Consider the following 4,987-nt stretch of genomic DNA (forward strand, 5'->3'; position numbering starts at 1 on the left):
CCTGAGCGCAACCCCCCTAAAGCAACCATGGCCCGACCTCACCTATCCATTTATCCAATCCTCCTCGCCGCCCCGCTGCTTCTACACGCCTGCGCCAGCCCGACTCCCGCCCACACCTCGTTACCGCCCGAAGAATGGCAAACCCTGCTGGACCGGGAACAGCAACACGGCACGGCGGTCTTGTCGGTGGAATCCCCCGCCGGGCGGATGCTGCTGGAGCAGCCCAGCCGCCCCGCACCGCTCGCCGCGCCTTGGCTGGGCAAGCTCATCGCGCAAATGGAGCGAACCGCCCGCCAGCAACACGGCGCGGGACTCGCCGCCGTCCAGGTGGGCATTCCGGTACGGGTCGCGTTGCTGGCGCGGCGGGATGGACATGGGGCGGAACGCTTCCAGGCGTTCGTGAATCCCGAGATCATCGGCCACGCCGCCCAACAAATCGTTTCCTGGGAGCATTGCCTGTCGGTGCCCTGGGGCTATCGCCACACCGAGCGCCCGGCGAGGGTCACGGTGCGCTATCAAAATCTGGCGGGGGAAGCGGTGGTGGAAAACCTGGAGGGCGGCGAGGCGGTGGTGTTCCAACAAGAAATGGACCACCTGAACGGCAGGTTGCTAAACAGCGGCCTGCCTCGCCAATCGTTTATTCCGGCGGGCGAAATGGAGGCGTTCATGGCACCGCTGTTGCGGGATTGTCGGGGTAAAACCCAGGCGGAATGCGATGCCTTGATGAAAGCGGCCTGGGAGAAACGGGCGAGTCGGCTTTAGCAAAACAACGGCGGACACTCCGCCTCGCCCGTATTTTCAGCCCCGCGCCTTGGGAATCACTTCCCGGCGGCTTCCAGATGATTGACGGCCTCTTTGGCCGATTTGTGGGCCTTGTCGCCGCTGCTCATGTTGCCCGCCATGATGGCGGCGTCCAAGCTGGACAGGGCCGCTTGCAAATGGGGATCGCCGGGCTTCTCCTTCAAAGCGGCTTCCGCATGGGTCTTCGCCATTTGGGCGTGCTTGGAAATGGTGCTGGAGTCGCCCTTTTTGCCAGCGTCGGCGGCGGCTTGGGCATGTTTCAGCGCCTCCTTCACATGGTTTTCCGAGCCACCCGGCGGCTGCCCCTGAGTGGTCGCGCCACCCGCCGCGCCCTCGGCACCCGTGGCGCCTGGCTGACCGGGCGCGGTTTGCCCAGCCGCGCCGGGTTGGCCGGGCTGACCCGTTTCGGTGGGGGAGGGGGAGGGGGATTCACCCTCGGCGGCGGTGGCCGCCGTGGCAATAAAGAACGGCAGGCACAAGCCCGCCAGCAAACCCGTGAGCCTCTTGCTACTCATAAACAGTCTCCTCGATTTAACATTGTCATCCTTGAAATAGGTCAGCCCAGGCGCATTGTCTTAGCGTTCGCGTTCCATGCCGCCAGAGCCGCTGCCGGTGGTCCCGCTGCCCGAGCCGCCACCCGTCATGCCACCCTCCGAGCCACTGCCGGACGTGCCGCCACTTCCCGAGGTACCGCCCTTGGATGAGCCGCTACCGGACGTGCCACTGCCGCCCATGCCGCTGGAGCCATCATCGCCGTCCATGCCGCTGCCGCCCTTACTGCGCGAGCCGGAACCGCTAGCGTCCTCGCTGCCACGGCCCGTCGTGCCGCCCATGCCGTTGTCCTCGCCGCGTTGCCGACTGGTGCCCGACTGGCTGCGCCGGGTGCTGTCGCTGCTGGATCCGCTTTCCGAACGATCCGTGCTTTCCGCGCCCGTGGTGGTGGCGTCCTGCTTCGCGGCCAAGGCGCTGTTCGTGGACAACCACAGCGGCGCGGCCAGGGCGGCCGAGGTCAGGATCAGAATTCTCATGCGCATAGCGTCCCTCCTTAAGTAATGTGTGCTTCCATTCATCCGGGCGTTACCGGAGAAGCTCCTTTGTAGCACGGGGCGCGGGGGTGGTCTTTAGGGATTGTTACGGGGCGACCGGGCGAGGCGGCCTTCCACCATGACGCAGGCGTCGGCGAGGTAAACGAAGCCATGGGCGTCCAAAAAGTCCAGCATGTCGGGACTGGCGGTGCCCGGTTGCAGCCAGACCTGGGACAGCCCGAGCGTTAGGCATTCCCGCAGCACGCTCAGGCCGACTTCGGGCGGAATCACCAGATTCACCAAATCGGGCTTCCGGGGCAACGCGGCGAGATTCGGATAAGCCGGGTCGCCGTCCACGGTCGGACGGTGGGGATTGACTGGATAGATTAAATAACCCTTGCGCTTGAGGTCTCGGTAAATGGCATGGCCGAACTTGCGCGGGTCATCGGTGGCGCCAACCACGGCAATGAGGGTGCCGGGGGCGTTCAGCAGCTCAATCAGGCTTTTTGATGTCATGGCGATTCACTCGCTGTGGGAGCGGTTTCCAAACCGCGACTGTGGATGGCGGAACGGCTCTCGCCGGAAGTCGCGGTTAGCAACCGCTCCCACTGGCGTAGCGCTGCTGGAATGCGGGGGCTTCCGGCGCGGGCAGGCGGACCACCAGTTCCACCTGAGCGCCGAATGTTTTGGACAGGATTTCGCCCCCGGCCTTTCCCAGTTGATAGGTGAGCGGTTGAAGCTGCGGATAGTCGATGGTCAGCCGGAGTTGGGTGAAGTCCACGAAGGGCACCAGCACGGCGGCTTCCAGGGCCATCTTCGCGGTGCCGCCGTAGGCCCGCACCAAGCCGCCCGCACCAAGCTTGACGCCGCCGAAATAACGGACCACCGCGACCACGGCATTTACCACCTCAAACCCCTCCGCCTGCATCAAAATGGGGCGTCCCGCCGTGCCGCTGGGTTCGCCCGCGTCGTTGCAGTAGGCGGCGAGTCCCTGGCTGGTCTTGATGCGGTAGGCGAAGGCGAGGTGGTGGGCGTCGGAATAGCGGTGGGCGATGCCGGACAGCCGGGCGCGGAGTTCCCGCTCGTCGGCAGAGGGCATGGCGAAGCCGATGAAGCGGGAATGGTTGACGGTATAGTGGGCTTCGGAGGGGGTTTGGATGAGTTGCATGGGGTGGGGGATTGGGTGGCTTTATGGGTGGGGATTATCGCGTCTTTTGGGGGGATTGAGGTGGGCGCTGGGATGCTGTGTTTGTCGGGGGATTATTTGGATAGGCGTCATCCTGGGGATGCCGCATAAGCGGGAAGATGGTCTTACAAGCCGTGGCTTGCAGGGTTGACGGTCCAGAATATCGGGCGTAGTGTTTCGGCTTATGCAGCAAAAATGACGCATAAGCAGGCTGCTTATACGGCACTTTTGATGTCTACTTCACGTTAACCATAAAAAACATGACAAATCTTGAAGCAACTCGAAGTATACGAAAAACAGGGGATGAACTATTCCACATTAATGGAACAGAGCTTCCCATAAATTTGCTTTCTTTTTGGCAGTGGTCATCATCGGGATTACTCGGTAATGCATTACGAGGAACACTCGCCGAGTTTATTGTTGCCTCTGATTTAGGTTGCACAAAAGGAGTTAGGCAACAATGGGATGCATATGACATGAAAACACATGATGGTATTAAGATTGAAGTCAAATCAGGCGCTTTTCTTCAAAGCTGGAAGCAGAAAAAACTTTCTCCTATTGTTTTTGGAGTTCAACCAACATTCGGATGGGATGCTGAAGAAAATACAGTATCAATCGCCAAGATACGTCAATCTAATATTTATGTTTTCTGCGTGTTAGAGCACAAGGATAAATCATCAGTTGATCCACTGGATATGTCTCAATGGAAGTTTTATGTTCTACCAACCCGAACGTTAAATGAAAAAATAGGCTCTCAGAAAACTATTGCGCTACCAAGCTTATTGAAGCTTAATCCAATCGAAGCTCGTTACGGTGAAATCAGGAAGGTTGTTGTTCAAGCATTAGCAAGCAGCGATGGCTAACTGGTCGCTGCACCGGACTCCGCTTCGCTCCGCCGGTGAGCTTTATCGTTAGTAGTAGGGTGGGCATGTACTCATGCCCACCATTTTTGTTTGATGGACGGGAAATACCTACCCACTTGGTTTAAACCGTCCTACCGTTGCGGGTTTTGGTGGGCATGGGCACATGCCCACCCTACTTGACTACTTGACTTGCCGTTTTGCGATGCAACTGAAATAAGGCTAAACAATGCCCAGCAGCGTTTACATAGAAACATCCATTATTAGCTATTTAACCAGTCGAGTAAGCCGAAACTTGATTGCTGCGGCACGTCAACAGATTACCCAATCATGGTGGGATTCCCGCTTAAACTACGACCTTTATATCTCCGAAGTGGTGTCGCGGGAATGCGCGGCGGGTGATCCGAATGCGGCTAAAAAACGACTGGAGGCCATAGAAGGCTTGATTCTTCTTCGCACCACAAAAGAGGCGGTGGAATTGTCTAAAGCCATGGTGGTGCGCGGCATAATTCCAAGCAAAGCCGCCGAGGATTCGTTGCATATTTCGATTGCAACAATTCACGCCATGGATTTCTTGCTGACCTGGAATTGCAAGCACATCGCAAATCCAGAAATTCAAAAGCGCATTGCTTTATATCTTGAAGATCTGGGCTTATTCCTGCCTTTTATTTGCACCCCCGAAGAACTGCTAGGAGCCAACGATGAGTGACGAAATCCTTGATGAAATTCGAGCGATACGCGAAGCCCATGCCGCAAAATTCAATTTCGATTTAGACGCTATTTATGAAGACATAAAAAATAATGAGGAAGAGCATGTTGCTCGCGGAGCTAAATTCGTCGATCCACCGCCAGCGACATTTGGCATACCCCGTTCCGCATATCAGAAAATTCGTTTCGCTCATCACTCTGCAAGAGCAGAACCGGCAGCATGACTGGTATGGCTAGGAAAATCCTATGTAAGCCAACTAACCAATATACCGCTGAGATAAAACCATGGGCCAACGCGCAAACTACGTCATCATCAAAGACGGCCAAGCCAACGCCTATTTCGATAACTGGGGCGCGTTAGGCTGCGCCTTCATTCTCGCCGATGGGCCGGAAGCCGCGACCAAAGC

Annotated in this window: 8 protein-coding genes; 4 read left to right on the forward strand and 4 right to left on the reverse strand. The window is 57.7% G+C overall.

The window, feature by feature from the left end; all coding sequences use genetic code 11:
• Window positions 1-762: peptide deformylase (locus tag ACXWUF_RS18400; protein WP_458496060.1), on the forward strand; the 762-nt coding region annotated here is incomplete at its 5' end.
• Window positions 763-818: 56 nt separating this feature from the next.
• On the opposite strand, the gene smbP is transcribed toward ACXWUF_RS18400, so the two are convergent.
• The 4 genes from smbP to ACXWUF_RS18420 form a co-directional block, all read right to left on the reverse strand.
• Entirely contained in the window at window positions 819-1,316 is a 498-nt protein-coding gene (gene smbP, locus ACXWUF_RS18405) for a small metal-binding protein SmbP (protein WP_458496061.1), read from the reverse strand.
• Between the two features lie 60 nt (window positions 1,317-1,376).
• On the reverse strand, window positions 1,377-1,835 hold the full coding sequence (locus tag ACXWUF_RS18410; RefSeq protein WP_458496062.1) for a hypothetical protein: 459 nt from the start codon (window positions 1,833-1,835) through the stop codon (window positions 1,377-1,379).
• 87 nt (window positions 1,836-1,922) lie between these two features.
• Window positions 1,923-2,342 carry a CoA-binding protein gene (locus ACXWUF_RS18415; protein ID WP_458496063.1) on the reverse strand — a complete coding sequence of 140 codons (420 nt, stop codon included), beginning with the start codon at window positions 2,340-2,342 and terminating at the stop codon, window positions 1,923-1,925.
• Between the two features lie 76 nt (window positions 2,343-2,418).
• Window positions 2,419-2,994 carry an IMPACT family protein gene (locus ACXWUF_RS18420; protein ID WP_458496064.1) on the reverse strand — a complete coding sequence of 192 codons (576 nt, stop codon included), beginning with the start codon at window positions 2,992-2,994 and terminating at the stop codon, window positions 2,419-2,421.
• A gap of 278 nt (window positions 2,995-3,272) precedes the next feature.
• Between ACXWUF_RS18420 and ACXWUF_RS18425 the strand changes: the two genes are divergently transcribed.
• The 3 genes from ACXWUF_RS18425 (at window position 3,273) to ACXWUF_RS18435 (ending at window position 4,804) form a co-directional block, all read left to right on the forward strand.
• Complete coding sequence (locus ACXWUF_RS18425; RefSeq protein ID WP_458496065.1) at window positions 3,273-3,875, forward strand: hypothetical protein; 603 nt, start codon at window positions 3,273-3,275, stop codon at window positions 3,873-3,875.
• A 226-nt stretch (window positions 3,876-4,101) separates the two neighbouring features.
• Entirely contained in the window at window positions 4,102-4,581 is a 480-nt protein-coding gene (locus ACXWUF_RS18430) for a type II toxin-antitoxin system VapC family toxin (protein ID WP_458496066.1), read from the forward strand.
• Complete coding sequence (locus ACXWUF_RS18435) at window positions 4,574-4,804, forward strand: hypothetical protein (protein ID WP_458496067.1); 231 nt, start codon at window positions 4,574-4,576, stop codon at window positions 4,802-4,804. Before ACXWUF_RS18430 ends, ACXWUF_RS18435 begins: the two co-directional genes overlap by 8 nt.
• Window positions 4,805-4,987: the final 183 nt, after the last annotated feature.

It is taken from the genome of Methylomagnum sp. (genome assembly GCF_054333355.1).

What these genes read in the sequence shown, in the direction of transcription:
- smbP (WP_458496061.1), bottom strand. Translation starts at nt 1,316, where the DNA reads ATGAGTAGCAAGAGGCTCACGGGTTTGCTGGCGGGCTTGTGCCTGCCG.
- ACXWUF_RS18410 (WP_458496062.1), bottom strand. Translation starts at nt 1,835, where the DNA reads ATGCGCATGAGAATTCTGATCCTGACCTCGGCCGCCCTGGCCGCGCCG.
- ACXWUF_RS18415 (WP_458496063.1), bottom strand. Translation starts at nt 2,342, where the DNA reads ATGACATCAAAAAGCCTGATTGAGCTGCTGAACGCCCCCGGCACCCTC.
- ACXWUF_RS18420 (WP_458496064.1), bottom strand. Translation starts at nt 2,994, where the DNA reads ATGCAACTCATCCAAACCCCCTCCGAAGCCCACTATACCGTCAACCAT.
- ACXWUF_RS18425 (WP_458496065.1), top strand. Translation starts at nt 3,273, where the DNA reads ATGACAAATCTTGAAGCAACTCGAAGTATACGAAAAACAGGGGATGAA.
- ACXWUF_RS18430 (WP_458496066.1), top strand. Translation starts at nt 4,102, where the DNA reads ATGCCCAGCAGCGTTTACATAGAAACATCCATTATTAGCTATTTAACC.
- ACXWUF_RS18435 (WP_458496067.1), top strand. Translation starts at nt 4,574, where the DNA reads ATGAGTGACGAAATCCTTGATGAAATTCGAGCGATACGCGAAGCCCAT.